Source organism: Stutzerimonas chloritidismutans AW-1, assembly GCF_000495915.1.
Taxonomy (GTDB): Bacteria; Pseudomonadota; Gammaproteobacteria; order Pseudomonadales; family Pseudomonadaceae; genus Stutzerimonas; species Stutzerimonas chloritidismutans.
Genome location: NZ_AOFQ01000023.1, coordinates 24,606 through 38,945 on the forward strand (window position 1 = coordinate 24,606; position 14,340 = coordinate 38,945).

A 14,340-nucleotide genomic window follows, 5' to 3' on the forward strand; every position below is an offset into this window, starting at 1 on the left:
ACGGTCTGACTTCGACCGTCGCTATACATGGTCAAACCTCGGTCTGCTCCGCCATTTCCAAGGCGTCATCGACCTCAATCCCGAGGTATCGGACAGTGCTCTCAAGCTTCGTATGGCCGAGCAGCAATTGAACCGCACGCAGGTTCTTCGTCCTGCGATAGATCAGTGATGCCTTCGTACGTCTCATTGTGTGAGTGCCATACATGGCTGGATCAAGGCCAATGGCTTTCACCCAGCCTTTGACGATACGGGCGTATTGACGAGTGGAGAGATGGTCAGAGGTATGCAGCCGGCTCGGAAAAAGGCAGTCCTCGCTGCGGAGCTGGGCTTGATGTATCCAGGCCGCGAGAGCAGACCGTGTTTGCTCAGTGATCTCGAACTGCACTGGCCGCTGCGTTTTCTGCTGCATCACCATGGCTCGTGATGACAGGTTTTCGCCATGGGCAACGTCGCGCACACGGAGCTTGGTTAAATCGCAGGCTCGCAGCTTGCTGTCGATGGCTAAATCGAAGAGCGCTAGATCTCGACTTCTCTCGGCGATTTGCAGCCTCACCCGGATTGCCCAGATATCTCTCAGGCGGAGCGGGGCCTTCTGTCCGACTAATTTTCCTTTGTTCCAGGGCTGATGGCTGTAGGTAGCAATGGTGTTCATGGCAAGTCCTCCTGGTGTGGGAGGACAAGGATGGTTGGCCGGAGCAATGGTCGCTAACCGGCCAAAAGCGGTCGGTCAAAGTCTTATCCTGAGAGGGCGGGCATCTCATGTTGCATGAGGCGATCCAAGCTATGCGGTGAGCCTGCTGGGCAAGGATGGCTGCCCATCACAGCAATTCGATGCCGAAGCGGCGCATTGCTAGAGCAAACAGGACGAAACATAGGCACGTTGCAAATGCGTAACCCGCCAGTGCGAGCCAGAAGCCGAAGCGAGACATTAGGAGCGGGAACATCAACAGCGCCGGTAGCGTGGGGATCACATACCAGAAGGTGTACCAGGCATGGTTGGCGATCTTCTGTCCCGGCTGATGCTCGATGTGCAGCCAGATCAAGGTCAGCACCGTAACTATGGGCAGGGCGGCGACGATACCGCCAATACGGTCGCCATGCTTGGCCGCTTCAGATACCAAGACCACCATCAATGCAGTGATCAGGTACTTTGTCACTATCCAGGTCATGACGCGCTCCGCGGTGCTGCGAAAGAAGATCAGAGGTACTTGGTGATCTGTTTGAAGTTGCTCAGCGCGGTGATGTCCCCCTGTTCAGCGGCCGCGAGCGCATGCTCCAGACAGTGATCGATGTGGTCCTGGATCAAAGTGCGCTTGGCCTGACAGATCGCTTTTTCTACTGCGTGTAGCTGCTGGGCAAGGTCCACGCAGGGGCGACCGGTCTCGATCATGCCGACAATGCTGCGCAGGTGGCCTTCGGCACGCTTCAACCTTTTGATGATATCGCTATGACTTTGGTGCTGATGGGCGTGTTCTTGATCGCTCATGCCTTGAGTCCCATGCCTCGATGACTTACGCTTCGATCCTATCCCCCCGGGGGGGATATGGCAAACCGGCCGTTGTCGTCGGGCGGCCAGCCGAATCTGCAATCGAAGACACATCATGCTCAGTAAACCGGTCAGCGCTCAGTTAACGTTTGTCCTTGCCCTCGTCATGCTAATGGCATGGGCCGGGCATAGCGCCGCGCTTGGCCCTGGGGTGAGCCAAGGTGGGTGGAACGGCGGGGACCATGCTCATGCTCATTCCCAAAGCACGGGTATTTCGGTCTGTGCCAGATGCGCGGATCACTACCACTCCACGCTTACCGCCGACCACGTGCACGAAACGCCATACCTGAGTACGCTTCTCACCGTCATTACGCTGCCAGAGCGTCCGCAGCCGATAGAAGCCACGCGCTACGTCATCCCTCCCAGTCCGATCTTCCTGATCGAGCGGCCACCACGCCCAAGATTCGCACTCTGACAACGGCCGCTATGCGGCCAATACCACTGTCACGTAGGACTCAACTATGCATTCGCTATCCATGTGCGATATGGGCGCATTTTCCGCGCGCCCAAACCGCTCGCTAATACTGCTGCTCTTGTTCACCGCATTGCTATTTCTCGGCATGCCTGACGCGCTGGCCCACGCTGTTGCCGAGGGCGACAAGGGCTTTATCCAGGAAAGCTCCGGGGTGATGGTGCTGCCGTTCATCTACATGGGCGCCAAGCACATGATCACCGGCTACGACCATCTGTTGTTTCTCTTTGGGGTGATCTTCTTTCTCTACCGCCTGAAAGACGTGGGGCTCTACGTCACCCTGTTCGCCGTGGGCCACACCGTGACGCTGCTGCTCGGTGTATTGGCGGAAATCACCATCAGCTCCTATGTGATCGACGCCATCATCGGTTTCTCGGTGGTGTACAAGGCCCTGGATAACCTGGGCGCCTTCCAGCGCTGGTTCGGCCACCAGCCGAACACCAAAGCGGCCACGTTGATTTTCGGTTTGCTGCATGGCTTCGGCCTGGCAACCAAAATCCAGGAGTACGAGATCTCCGCGGATGGCCTGGTCGCCAACCTAATCGCCTTCAACGTCGGAGTCGAAATTGGCCAGCTACTGGCGCTGAGCGCCATTTTGATCGTCATGGGCTACTGGCGACGAACCGCCAGCTTCTGGCGCCATGCCTACACCGCTAACGTCGCCATGATGAGCGCCGGTTTCCTCTTGATGGGTTACCAGCTCACCGGCCTGATCGTCTCTCAGTAAGGAATTCTCAGCATGTTCAATACCAAGCTTCCAACCCAGTGTGAATTGCCAACCAGCCGCCAGCTGCTGCGCTCCACTGTGATCGCCGTGGGTGTTGCCGCAGCGTTACTGGTCACCGTAGTGATGCCTTCTGAATATGCCATCGACCCCACGGGCGTCGGCCGTGTACTTGGCCTGACTCAGATGGGTGAAATGAAAGAAATTCTCGCCGAAGAAGCGGCTGCGGATGCAGCTGTCCCGCCAGCAGCGGCCCCGGTCGTACAAGCCCCCGCGTCTAGTCAGGTGGCGCCTCAGGAGCAAGTTGCGGCAGCAACTGTGGCTGAGCCGGTAGCAGAGCCGCAGCCCGCCCTGAAGTCCGATGAAGTGACTGTCACGCTGAAGCCGGGCGAGGCCAGTGAAATTAAGCTGGAGATGCTGGACAAGGCCACGGTCAGCTACGAGTGGGCAACCGATGGCGTTCCGGTCAATCACGACACCCATGGCGAGCCCTATAACGGCCCGAAGGGCTATTACCACAGCTACAGCAAGGCCAAGCAGGTCAAAGGTGATAAAGGCGAATTCACTGCCATTTTCGACGGCACCCACGGCTGGTTCTGGCGAAACCGTAGCAACCGTGACGTGACGATTACGCTCAAGACCAAGGGTGAGTACCTGAGCGTCAAACGCGTTATCTAAGAGAAATAGCCCCAGCGTCATGGGCGCCGGGGCTTTTACATCCCTGATCGATATTGAAGGAATACATCATGACGAATTCAATTACGCTGAGCCGCTCCCTGCTGCTGGTTTGTTTACTAGGTCTGCTGTCGGCATGTGGCGGCAGCGAGCCGGAGACGCAAGCTGAAGTCGAAAGTCACGGTCATTCTCACGACTAAGAGGCGGAAAGTTGTCTTGTTACGTGCAATGACTCGCTAATCGCTTGCACGTAACAATTGGTAAGTTTTAGGCGCCGGCCACATCATATCTAAGATCTGTTAAGTGGCTGCTTTTGGCCGGTTAGCGACGGCCTGACTTCGACCGTCGCTATACATGGTCAAACCTCGGTCTGCTCTGCCATTTCCAAGGCGTCGTCGACCTCAATCCCAAGATATCGAACGGTGCTCTCCAGCTTCGTATGGCCAAGCAGAAGTTGAACGGCCCGCAAGTTCTTTGTCCTGCGATAGATCAGTGATGCCTTTGTACGTCTCATTGTGTGAGTGCCATACATGGCCGGATCAAGGCCAATGGTTTGCACCCAGCCTTTGACGATACGAGCGTATTGACGAGTGGATAGATGGTCTGAGGTGTGCAGCCTGCTCGGGAAAAGGCAGCCCTGGCTACGGAGCTGGGCTTGGTGTATCCAGGCCGCGAGAGCAGACCGTGTTTGCTCAGTAATTTCGAACTGCACTGGTCGCTTCGTTTTCTGCTGCATAACCATTGCTCGTGATGACACATGCTCGCCATGAGCAACGTCGCATACACGGAGCTTGGTTAAGTCGCAGGCTCGAAGCTTGCTGTCGATGGCCAGATCGAACAAAGCCAGATCCCGGGTTCGTTCTGCAAGCTGAAGCCTTACTCGGATGGCCCAGATATCTCTCAGCCGGAGCGGGGTTTTCTGTCCGACCAACTTTCCTTTGTTCCAGGGCCGGCGGGTGCAGGTAGCAGTGATGTTCATGGCAAGTCCTCCACATGTGGGAGGACAAGCATGGCTAGCCAGAGAAGTGGTCGCTAACCTGTTGCCGCTGACCGAAAACTGACCCAGTAGAGGCTGTTCTGCCGACTGAAAACTGACCCAGGTGTTCAACTGCTTCTGCTCAATTTTTGAGCAGGAGAACACAGGGTGATCAGTATGGAAATGATGGGCAAAATTCGGCGGATGTATTTCCGCGACAAGCTGTCGCTGCATGAGATAGCCAAGCGCACCGGGCTGGCGCGCAACACGATTCGCAAGTGGGTCAGAGCACCTGAGGCCAAGCAGCCGGTGTACCAACGCCGCGCGATCTTTAACAAACTCAGCCCTTTTCACGTCACGCTAGAGCAGGCGCTAAAAGCCGATTCGCTGCGCCCCAAGCAACAGCGGCGCAGTGCCAAGGCGCTGTTGGCGCAAATCAAAGCCGATGGTTATGACGGTGGCTACAGCCAGCTCACCGCGTTTATCCGTGCCTGGCGAGGGGGACAGGGCAAGGCGTCGCAGGCCTTTGTGCCGCTGACCTTTGCTCTTGGCGAGGCGTTTCAGTTTGACTGGAGCGAGGAAGGCTTGCTGGTCGGCGGCATTTACCGGCGTATGCAGGTGGCACATCTGAAGCTGTGTGCCAGCCGTGCGTTCTGGCTTGTGGCGTATCCGAGCCAGGGCCATGAGATGTTATTTGACGCCCATACACGCTCGTTCGGCGCCTTGGGCGGCGTGCCGCGCCGGGGCATCTACGACAACATGAAGACCGCCGTCGACAAGGTCAATAAGGGGAGCCCGCAGAATTCGGAAAAAATCGTACGCTAAGGTTTTCCGGGCATCCGTAGGGGCCGAAACTTCCCGTCTTCCAGTCTGCGGCTCTGCCGCCAGACGTAATCGCCGGTTAGGTTGATGTGCTCCCAGCCCAGCGGCGACAGGAATTGCAGCAGCTCGCCGTCCACCGGCTTGCCGGCCTCGACCAACCCCTGGATGGCGCGCTCCAGGTACACCGTGTTCCACAGCACGATAGCCGCCGTCACCAGGTTGAGGCCGCTGGCCCGGTAGCGCTGCTGCTCGAAGCTCCGATCCCTGATTTCCCCAAGGCGGTTGAAGAACACCGCCCTGGCCAGCGAGTTGCGCGCCTCACCTTTGTTCAGGCCGGCATGCACGCGGCGGCGCAGTTCAACACTTTGCAGCCAGTCCAGGATGAACAGCGTGCGTTCGATCCGGCCCAGTTCGCGCAGGGCGACAGCCAGGCCGTTCTGACGCGGATAGCTGCCGAGCTTGCGCAGCATCAGCGAGGCGGTAACGGTGCCCTGTTTGATCGAGCTGGCCAGGCGCAGGATGTCGTCCCAATGAGCGCGCACGTGCTTGATGTTCAGGGTGCCACCGATCAGCGGGCGCAGCGTCGGGTAGGCCTGCACGCCCTGCGGCACGTACAGTTTGGTTTCGCCGAGGTCGCGGATGCGTGGCGCGAAGCGGAAGCCCAGCAGGTGCATCAGGGCGAAGACGTGATCGGTGAAACCGGCCGTGTCGGTGTAGTGCTCCTCGATCCGCAGGTCGGACTCGTGATACAGCAGGCCGTCGAGCACATAGGTGGAATCTCGGACGCCGACATTCACCACGCGTGTGCTGAACGGCGCGTATTGGTCGGAGATGTGGGTGTAGAACAGCCGTCCTGGCTCGCTGCCGTACTTCGGGTTGACGTGCCCGGTGCTCTCTCCCCGGCCGCCAGCGCGGAAGCGCTGGCCATCGGAGGATGAGGTGGTGCCGTCGCCCCAATGGGCAGCGAAGGCATGGCGGTACTGGTGATTGACCAGCTCGGCCAAGGCCGCCGAATAGGTTTCATCGCGGATATGCCAGGCTTGTAGCCAGGACAGCTTGGCGTAGGTCAGGCCGGGGCTCGACTCGGCCATCTTGGTCAGTCCGAGGTTGATTGCATCACCGAGGATCGCGGACAGCAGCAACGTCCGGTCTTTGGCCTCGGCCCCGTCCTTCAAGTGGGTGAAGTGGCGGCTGAAGCCCGTCCAATCGTCCACGTCCATCAGCAGTTCGGTGATCTTGATGCGCGGCAGTAACTGACTGGTCTGGTCGATCAGCGCCTGCGCCCGATCCGGCACCGCCGCATCCAGCGGGGTGATTTTCAGGCCGGACTCGGTGAGGATGGCATCGGGCAGCTCGTTGTCCTTGGCCAGGCGGGCGACAGTGGCCAACTGCTCGTCCAGCAGCTGCAAGCGCTCTTCCAGGTACTGGTCGCTGTTCGGGTTGATCGCCAGCGGCAGGGCCTGTTCCCGCTTGAGCGCGGCGAACTTCTCGGCCGGCAACAGGTAGTCGTCGAAGTCGCGGAACTGCCGCGAGCCCTTGACCCAGATGTCGCCGGAGCGCAGGGCGTTCTTCAGCTCGGACAGCGCGCAGATTTCGTAGAAGCGCCGGTCGAGGCCTTCCGGGGTGATCACCAGCGGCTTCCAGCGCGGCTTGATGAAGGCGGTGGGGGCATCGGCCGGCACCTTGCGCAGGTTGTCGGCGTTCATCTCGCGCAGGGTCTGCACGGCTGCCAGCACGCCTTGTGCGGCCGGGGCGGCGCGCAGCTCCAGTACCTCCAGCAGGGCCGGCGTGTAGCGGCGCAGGGTGGCGAAGTTCTCGCCGACCAGGTGCAGGTGGTCGAAGCCCTCCGGCCGGGCCAGCAGCTCGGCCTCACTGACGCTCTCGGTGAACTCGTCCCAGGGAATCACCGCCTCGATGGCGGCGTAGGGATCGCTGCCGCTTTCCTTTGCCTCCAGCAGCGCCTGGCCGATCTTGGAGTACAGGCGCACTTTGTCATTGATCGCCTTGCCCTGCTTCTGGAACTGCTGCTGATGCTTGTGTTTCGCGCCGCTGAACAGCTTGACCAGGATGCGGTCGTGCAGATCCACCAGCTCATCAATCACGGTTGCAGTGCTCTCCAGTACCACGGCGGCCAGGGTCGCATAACGTCGCTGCGGCTCGAACTTGCCAAGGTCTTTGGGCGTCATCTGCCCACCCTCGCGGGCCAGCTTGAGCAGGCGGTTCTGGTGGATGTGCCGGCCAAGGCCTTCGGGCAAGTCCACCAGCTGAAATGTCTTCAGCCGCTCGATGTGTTCCAGCATGTGCCGAGAGTTGGGTTTCAGCGGTGCCTGGCGCAGCCAGGTCAACCAGGTGATGCTGCTGCCGGCCTTGAGCTTCAACAGCTCGTCCAGCTTGGCCCGATGCGAGTCCGTGAGTGGTTCGACCAGGGCGCGGTAGACCCGCCGATTGGCTCGCGCAATGGCTTCCGAGCAAGCCCGGTCGATCACGCTCAACGCCGGCAGGATGCGTCGCTTCTGCCGCAGGCTCTCCAGCGCCTGGCCGGCCAGCAGCAAGCCCTTGTCGGTCTGCTGGGCCAGTTCGGTCAGCTCGCGCACCAGGGCGCGGAAGTCGGACAGGCCGAACGGGGCCAGTTGAAGGTAGGTGCGCAGTTCCTGAGCGTGCTCGCGACGGGTCACATCGCGCTCGCCGTACTTCGTCCAACTCGCCGGATCGGTCTGGACTTGCTTGGCCACCCACAGGATGACCGGTTCGGGCAGCTCGCTGTCAGTGCCCAACGCATAGCCGGGGTAGCGCAGCAGGCAGAGTTGCACCGCAAAGCCCAGACGGTTGGCGTCGCCGCGCCGCTGGCGGATCAGTGACAGGTCGGAATCGTTGAAGGTGTAGTAGCGGATCAGTGTCGTTTTCAGAAGACGGCTGCACTGAACGTCAGAAGCCGACTGCACTATAGCAGCGGAGGGGTTGGATCCATCAGGCAACGACGGGCTGCTGCCGGCCGATTCTGTTGAAAAAGTAGGTTCAGCGGCAGCCGGCCGGTCAGGTGTGCCTGCTGTCGAAGTGGCTGGAAGCCACTTCAAGTTGCCTTTGGGCACTTCACTGAGCGTCCTTGCTCAGGTTTGAGGGTTAATTCGAGGGTTTCTGCTCGCAGCAGGCGTACCTATCCCGTGAGCGGTGGCCCTTGAGGCAAAAGCTTGGCCATGCGTCGCAGGTTTTGCACGGTCGCGGCTAAGGTGAATTCGTCAGTCGCACCCGTCAGGCCACGCAGTCGTAAACGGTCGAGCTTCATGATCCGTTTGAGGTGGGCGAAAAGCATCTCCACCTTCTTCCGTTCGCAACGAGAGACTAGGTATTCCGGCGTCTTGGCGATGCGTCGTGCCACGTCGCGGGCAGCCTCATGGATGCTGCGGACGATCTTCCGGTTCGGCGTGTTGGGGCAGCACTTTTCTTTCAGCGGACAGGTGGCGCAGTCGGTTTGGCTGGAGCGGTAGATAATGGTGTTGGCCTTGGTTACCCGCGATCTTTGCTGGGTGAAAGCACGCCATTCACTGCGCAGTGGTTTGCCGGCTGGGCAGCGGTATTCATTGGCCTCCTGATTCCAGTGGAAGTCGTTGCTGGAAAGGCTGTCATCCTTGCGCTCAGTCTTGTCCCACACCGGCACATGCGGCTCGATGTCTTTCTCTTCGACCATCCAGGCCAGCATCGGGGCAGTGCCATAGGCGGTGTCGCCGATGAGGCGTTCCGGCGTGAGGTCGAACTGCGCCTCGACACGCTCGACCATCGTCCTGGTCGAATCGACTTCGGCGGTACGGTGCGCCGGGGTAGCTTCCACATCCATGATCACGCCATGCTCAGTGTCAATCAGGTAGTTCGTGGAGTAGGCAAAGTAGGCCGGGCCGCCTGGCGCTGCTGTCCAACGGGACTGAGGATCGGTGAGCGAAATTTTCTTGGGGAGAGCTTCAGCCAGCGCCTCTTCATCAAGGGCTTCGAGGTACTCGCGCACGGCGCGGCTGCTGAGCTTTGGATCGCGCCAATCGACCTCATCTCCTGCCACCCCACGTTGCCGGCTGGCATCCGCCTTGATGATGCTTGCGTCGACAGCGAAACCTTCACCCTTCACCAGGCCGGCTGCCATGCAGCGCCGTAGCACCTCATTGAACAACCAGCGGAACAGATCGCTGTCACGGAAACGGCCATGGCGATTCTTCGAGAAGGTCGAGTGATTGGGGACTTCGTCTTCCAAACCCAGTCGGCAGAACCAGCGATAGGCCAAGTTCAGGTGCACCTCTTCGCATAATCGCCGCTCGGAACGAATGCCATAGCAGTAGCCGACGACCAGCATGCGCACCATCAATTCCGGGTCAATCGAGGGACGCCCGATGGGGCTATAGAAATCCGCCAGATAGGCGCGCAGATCACTGAGATCCAGGCACTGGTCGATGCTGCGCAGGAGATGTTGGGCCGGGACGTGATCTTCGAGATTGAACGAGTAGAACAGGCGCTGCTGTCCTCCCGGTAACTGTCCCATCATGCTGTTCGCCTCCACGCCCGCTGACAAAGCAATTTTGCCAACGGCATGGGGAGGTCGCTACTTTTTCAACAGAATCGGCCAATAGCCGACAATGACGACACTGGAAATCCCCGCCTGTGAGCGTCGGCTCAGGGCGGGACAGCGTCATCCAGCTACCTGCGCCACTGACTCAGCCTTGTCCAGCCGGCCGCGCCGCACGAACAGACTGACCAGCCGTTGACGGATCGCCACCTGGAGTTCCGCCAGTTGTTCCGGCGTGATGCGAATTTCACCCGCTCGACGAGCGCAACACCGGCGCCGCCTACGCCAAGAACCGGCGAATCGAACTCAAACTCACGAACCGCTGAGCGCCGCGTCACCGCGCTGCTGCGCCAGCCAGTCGCGCGGGGCGCAGCCCATGCGCACGCGGAAGGCGCGCGCCAGAGCGTTCGGGCTGCCGTAGCCGACGCGGTCGGCCACCACCGCCACCGGCCGCCCCTGCTTGAGCAGGGTGCAACTGACGTTCATCCGCCAGTCGGCCAGATAGTCGCCCGGCGTGACGCCCACCGCGTCCTTGAACGCGGCGGCGAAGCGCGCGCGTGACATGCCCGCCTTCGCCGCCAGCGCCTCGAGCGACCACGCGGTCTGCGGCGCATCGTGCATGGCGGTTATGGCGCGCGCGAGTTTCGGGTCGGCCAGGCCCGCCAGCAGTCCGGTGGCGCCAAGCCGCCCATCCATCAGATAACGCAGCAACTGGATCAGTAGCAACTCGCACAAGCGGTCGATGGCGGCCTGCCGACCGCACTGGTCGCGCTCGGCTTCGGCAAACAGCAACTCTAGCGTCGGCCCGAGGCCGGGCAAGTCCGCCAACGGAATCAGCAGCATCGACGGCAAGGCCATGGCCAACGGATTGCCCGTCGAAGCGCCCAGGTCGACCTCCGCACACAACAGCTCAGCGGTATCGCCGGGGGCGGCGACAAAACGATGCGACGCCACGCGCGGATAAAACAGCAGGCTCGGCTCGGTAACCAGCAGATCTTCATGCACGGGCGAACGCGCCGTAATCGGGCCGCGCCGCACCAGATGGATATAGCCATGCGGCGCCGCGTAATGATGCTGCCCACAGAAGGCGCCGCTGTGAAAAACGCGCGCCGAAAGCGAGTAGTGCCGGAGCAAGCCGGCCAGTCGATCCGCCATTCCACTCTCCATATAAGACGATAGGTTACGTATTTGATACTTTACGTGCCATATCGTACCAAACAAAGGGCGATCATGCCCACGTGCTCTTGCACCTCACCCACTACGGAGATAGACATGACCCAAATCGCCCCCCTGACCATCGACACCGCTGACGCCGCTACCGCTGCCACACTCAAGGCCGTCAAAGCCAAGCTTGGCATGGTGCCGAACCTGTTCGCCACGCTGGCCCACGCGCCGGCGGCGCTCAATGGCTACCTCGGCTTGTCCGAAACGCTGGGCACCGGCCGCCTGAATGCCTCCCAGCGCGAGATCGTTGCGCTCGCTGCCGGTCAAGCCAATCGCTGCCAGTATTGCCTGAGCGCACACACCCTGATCGGCAAAGGTGCCGGACTGTCGGCAGAGGCCATCGCCGCGGCCCGCACCGGCCAGGCGGCCAACGCACTTGACGATGCAATCGCCGGCTTTGCCCGCGCGCTGGTCGAGCAACGCGGCGTGGTGTCGGCCGACGCCATGGCCAACTACCGCCGCGCGGGGCTCGACGACGGCCTGATACTGGAAGTGATCGCCAACGTCGCGCTGAACACGCTCACCAACTACACCAACCACATCGCCGACACCACGGTGGATTTCCCCGTGGTCGCCGTCTGATCTCCATAGGCATATAAGGAGAACACGATGAAAATCGCACTCACCGGCGCTCTGCTCGCCAGCGCCCTCGTCCTGCCACTGGCCGTCACGGCCGGCGACTTTTCGCCCTATGTGGACAGCCAGGGCGGCATCAGCCGCCCCACAGACTTCCGCACAAACTTCGTCCACCTGGGCTCATATGCGGTGTTGGACGAAAAATCCGCCTCTCGCGGCTTGCACGATGTGTACACCGAAAAGGCCTCGGCCGAGCACTACCGCAAGACCGGCAAGTTCTTGGACGGCGCCACGCTGGTGAAAGAGATCCGCAAGCTCGAAACCAGCGCCATGACCACTGGCAACCCTGTGGTCTGGGGTTCCGATGCGGCCGTGTGGTTCGTGATGGTCAAGGACGCCAAAGGCCGTTTCGCCAGCAACCCCTTGTGGGGCGACGGCTGGGGCTGGGCGCTGTTCAAGGCCGACGCCCCCGCCAAGAATGTCGCCGTCAGCTACGAAGCCGACTGCATGGGCTGCCATGTGCCGGCGGCCAAGACCGACCGCGTATTCATCCAGGGCTATCCGACACTGACCCAGCACTGACTTGCTGCCGGGTTACGCTTCGCGCAGGATGGCACCTCCGTCCTGCGCGAGCCACCCTTTCCGGAAGCGCGCCATGCCGACACTCGACGCCTTTCTGACCGACGTCCGCGCCTGCACGCGCTGCGCACCGCATCTGCCACACGGCGTGCAGCCGGTCTTCCAGTTTCACCCGAGTGCGCCCATCCTCATCGCCGGCCAAGCACCGGGGGCCCGGGTCCATGCCTCAGGCGTGCCCTTCGACGACGCCAGCGGCGCGCGTCTGCGCGCCTGGCTGGGCGTGGACCGCGACACCTTCTACGACCCTACCCGCATCGCCATTCTGCCCATGGGCTTCTGTTATCCGGGCACCGGCAAAAGCGGTGACCTGCCGCTACGCCCGGAGTGCGCCCCCCGCCTGGCGCGAAGCCTTCATGCAGCGTTTCGAGCGCCTGTCGCTGGTCATCGTGCTGGGCAGCTACGCCATGGACTACCACCTCGGTACTGGCAAGACGCCGCTCACCCGGGTGGTCGAAGCCTGGCGCGAGCACTGGCCGCAAGCGTTCCCCCTGCCTCACCCTAGCCCGCGCAACAATCGCTGGCTGGTGCGCAACCCCTGGTTCCAACAAGACGTGCTGCCCGCGCTGCAAGCACGCGTCCAGGCAGTCCTCACCGCCAACCCCAAGGAAACCCCATGACCGACGACACCGCCGCCATTACCGAGCTGCTGCACAAGTACTACGACACCCTGGCCTGGGCGAACGGAGACAGGCACCGGCTTTGGAGCGATGAACGACGGCTTCAGGTGCGGTAGCTGACGCCTGGGACCTCAATCACCGTATGACCGGGTCGAAAGCGGTCCTTTCTCTGACAACATCGCCCTAGCCCGCACTCAACCCCCACAACACATCCAGCACATGTTGCGTAGGCCGCTCGACGTCCCCACCACGGTGGGCAATACCAAGTTGACGCCACAATAAGGGCTGTAATGGCCGCATGACGATCCTGGTATCGGGCAATGGCGTGGAGGCTTCATGCGGCAACAACGTCGCACCATAACCGGCCGCCACTAGGCTTTTGATCGCATCGTTGTAGTTCAGTTGAATACGCGGCGTGGGCTGCCGTCCATCACTGGCGAACCACTCCGAGGTCAAGCGCGAAAGCCGAGTAGTTTTGTCATTCAGAATTAATGGCTGGGCGGCCAGCCAACCGGGGGTCACAACATCCGGGCATTCCCAGCGAGCCGGCAAGAAGGCCATGACCGGGTCCCGCCGCCATGGCTCGATCCGCAATTCCTTCACCGGGGTCTGTGGCAGCGCGACCAGACCGATCTCCAAAGAGCCCTCGGCAAGCTTCTTCAAAGTTTCCTGCGACGTGAGCACCGCGACCTGCACATCGATAGCGGGATGGCGTTGGCCCAACGTCTCCAAAGCTTGCGGCATCAACTGTGCGATGGCCCCTGTGGAGGCACCCAGCCGCACACGCCCGGCCAAGCCCTGCACCTGACGCTCCACGTCCTCAAGCGCCTGCTCCGCATCCGCCAACAGACGCCGCGCGCGCTCCACCAGCGTTTCTCCAATCGCCGAAGGCTGAATGCGCCCACGTGTGCGCGACAACAGCTTTCCGCCAACCCGCGACTCCAGGTCGGCAATATGCAAACTGACCGTGGGTGGCGCGAGGTGCAGCACACGGGCCGCCTCGGCAAACGAACCCAGGTCGGCAATGGCCACCAACGTGCGCAGACGGTCCAGGCTGATTTCGCGCATGAGTCACTCCTTGTTCAGAAAAGCTGAATTTCATCGTTTAGAAATTCAACTTTTCCTATCTTAGCCCCTCACTGAAGATTGGAACTCCTGATTTCCTATGTCCGAGAGCATTCCATGGCAAGTCCTCTTATATTCATCGACGGCGACCAAGGCACCACCGGGTTGCAAATCCATCAACGTCTACGCGACCGGACCGATCTGCGGCTTATCACGCTCAGCCCCGAACATCGCAAGGATCCGCAACGTCGCGCCGAAATCATCAACGCCTGCGACATCGCGATTCTCTGCTTGCCCGACCAAGCCGCACGCGACGCTGTAGCGAGCATCGAAAACCCCGCCGTTCGGGTGATCGATGCGAGTTCGGCGCACCGCACCCATCCAGACTGGACCTATGGTTTCGCGGAGATGAACTCGCAGCAGGCCCAACGCATCGCCACGGCACGGCGGGGGGGGGA

14 protein-coding genes and 3 pseudogenes are annotated in these 14,340 nt (G+C 61.1%); 9 read left to right on the forward strand and 8 right to left on the reverse strand.

The genetic code is table 11. The features are described 5' to 3' along the window. Positions 1 to 31 precede the first annotated feature (31 nt). The 3 genes from F753_RS33030 to F753_RS33040 form a co-directional block, all read right to left on the reverse strand. Positions 32 to 652: a tyrosine-type recombinase/integrase gene (locus F753_RS33030; RefSeq protein ID WP_015278136.1), complete on the reverse strand. Its 621-nt coding sequence runs from the start codon at positions 650 to 652 to the stop codon at positions 32 to 34. A gap of 166 nt (positions 653 to 818) precedes the next feature. Continuing rightward, complete coding sequence (locus F753_RS33035; RefSeq protein WP_020309257.1) at positions 819 to 1,169, reverse strand: DUF3147 family protein; 351 nt, start codon at positions 1,167 to 1,169, stop codon at positions 819 to 821. Positions 1,170 to 1,198: 29 nt separating this feature from the next. Further along, positions 1,199 to 1,486 carry a metal-sensing transcriptional repressor gene (locus F753_RS33040; RefSeq protein ID WP_020309258.1) on the reverse strand — a complete coding sequence of 96 codons (288 nt, stop codon included), beginning with the start codon at positions 1,484 to 1,486 and terminating at the stop codon, positions 1,199 to 1,201. A gap of 521 nt (positions 1,487 to 2,007) precedes the next feature. Between F753_RS33040 and F753_RS33050 the strand changes: the two genes are divergently transcribed. The 3 genes from F753_RS33050 (at position 2,008) to F753_RS50175 (ending at position 3,617) form a co-directional block, all read left to right on the forward strand. Further along, positions 2,008 to 2,745 (forward strand): HupE/UreJ family protein, encoded by a 738-nt coding sequence (locus F753_RS33050; protein WP_023083080.1) that lies wholly within the window; start codon positions 2,008 to 2,010, stop codon positions 2,743 to 2,745. Positions 2,746 to 2,757: 12 nt separating this feature from the next. Further along, complete coding sequence (locus F753_RS33055; RefSeq protein ID WP_020309260.1) at positions 2,758 to 3,420, forward strand: hypothetical protein; 663 nt, start codon at positions 2,758 to 2,760, stop codon at positions 3,418 to 3,420. A 68-nt stretch (positions 3,421 to 3,488) separates the two neighbouring features. Next, positions 3,489 to 3,617: a hypothetical protein gene (locus F753_RS50175; protein ID WP_255342263.1), complete on the forward strand. Its 129-nt coding sequence runs from the start codon at positions 3,489 to 3,491 to the stop codon at positions 3,615 to 3,617. 158 nt (positions 3,618 to 3,775) lie between these two features. Here the strand turns inward: F753_RS50175 and F753_RS33060 are convergent, their stop codons facing one another. Then, complete coding sequence (locus tag F753_RS33060) at positions 3,776 to 4,396, reverse strand: tyrosine-type recombinase/integrase (RefSeq protein WP_023444845.1); 621 nt, start codon at positions 4,394 to 4,396, stop codon at positions 3,776 to 3,778. Positions 4,397 to 4,570: 174 nt separating this feature from the next. Between F753_RS33060 and istA the strand changes: the two are divergent. After that, positions 4,571 to 5,185 (forward strand): annotated as a pseudogene (gene istA / locus F753_RS33065) (IS21-like element ISPst3 family transposase); the annotation flags it as partial. 29 nt (positions 5,186 to 5,214) lie between these two features. Here the strand turns inward: istA and F753_RS33070 are convergent. The 3 genes from F753_RS33070 to F753_RS33080 all read right to left on the reverse strand — a co-directional run bounded on the left by F753_RS33070 (position 5,215) and on the right by F753_RS33080 (position 10,916). After that, positions 5,215 to 8,160: a Tn3-like element TnAs1 family transposase gene (locus F753_RS33070; protein ID WP_031297468.1), complete on the reverse strand. Its 2,946-nt coding sequence runs from the start codon at positions 8,158 to 8,160 to the stop codon at positions 5,215 to 5,217. Positions 8,161 to 8,369: 209 nt separating this feature from the next. Continuing rightward, positions 8,370 to 9,740: an IS1182-like element ISCfr1 family transposase gene (locus tag F753_RS33075; RefSeq protein WP_023444848.1), complete on the reverse strand. Its 1,371-nt coding sequence runs from the start codon at positions 9,738 to 9,740 to the stop codon at positions 8,370 to 8,372. Positions 9,741 to 10,073: 333 nt separating this feature from the next. Next, on the reverse strand, positions 10,074 to 10,916 hold the full coding sequence (locus F753_RS33080) for a helix-turn-helix transcriptional regulator (protein ID WP_023444849.1): 843 nt from the start codon (positions 10,914 to 10,916) through the stop codon (positions 10,074 to 10,076). 75 nt (positions 10,917 to 10,991) lie between these two features. Here F753_RS33080 and F753_RS33085 point away from each other — a divergent pair, with 75 nt between their 5' ends. The 4 genes and pseudogenes from F753_RS33085 (at position 10,992) to F753_RS49830 (ending at position 12,817) form a co-directional block, all read left to right on the forward strand. Beyond that, positions 10,992 to 11,567, forward strand: a complete 576-nt coding sequence (locus F753_RS33085) for a carboxymuconolactone decarboxylase family protein (RefSeq protein ID WP_003464997.1) — start codon at positions 10,992 to 10,994, stop codon at positions 11,565 to 11,567. 27 nt (positions 11,568 to 11,594) lie between these two features. After that, positions 11,595 to 12,143 carry a cytochrome P460 family protein gene (locus tag F753_RS33090; RefSeq protein ID WP_003465000.1) on the forward strand — a complete coding sequence of 183 codons (549 nt, stop codon included), beginning with the start codon at positions 11,595 to 11,597 and terminating at the stop codon, positions 12,141 to 12,143. Positions 12,144 to 12,216: 73 nt separating this feature from the next. Then, positions 12,217 to 12,492 (forward strand): annotated as a pseudogene (locus F753_RS50300) (uracil-DNA glycosylase family protein); the annotation flags it as partial. A 61-nt stretch (positions 12,493 to 12,553) separates the two neighbouring features. Next, a complete protein-coding gene (locus F753_RS49830) occupies positions 12,554 to 12,817 on the forward strand; it encodes a uracil-DNA glycosylase family protein (RefSeq protein WP_003830781.1) in 264 nt (87 codons plus the stop codon). 183 nt (positions 12,818 to 13,000) lie between these two features. Here the strand turns inward: F753_RS49830 and F753_RS33100 are convergent, their stop codons facing one another. Next, positions 13,001 to 13,885, reverse strand: coding sequence for a LysR family transcriptional regulator (locus F753_RS33100; protein ID WP_003465017.1), 885 nt, complete (start codon positions 13,883 to 13,885; stop codon positions 13,001 to 13,003). A gap of 114 nt (positions 13,886 to 13,999) precedes the next feature. Here F753_RS33100 and F753_RS33105 point away from each other — a divergent pair. Beyond that, a pseudogene (locus F753_RS33105) lies at positions 14,000 to 14,340 on the forward strand (N-acetyl-gamma-glutamyl-phosphate reductase); the annotation flags it as partial.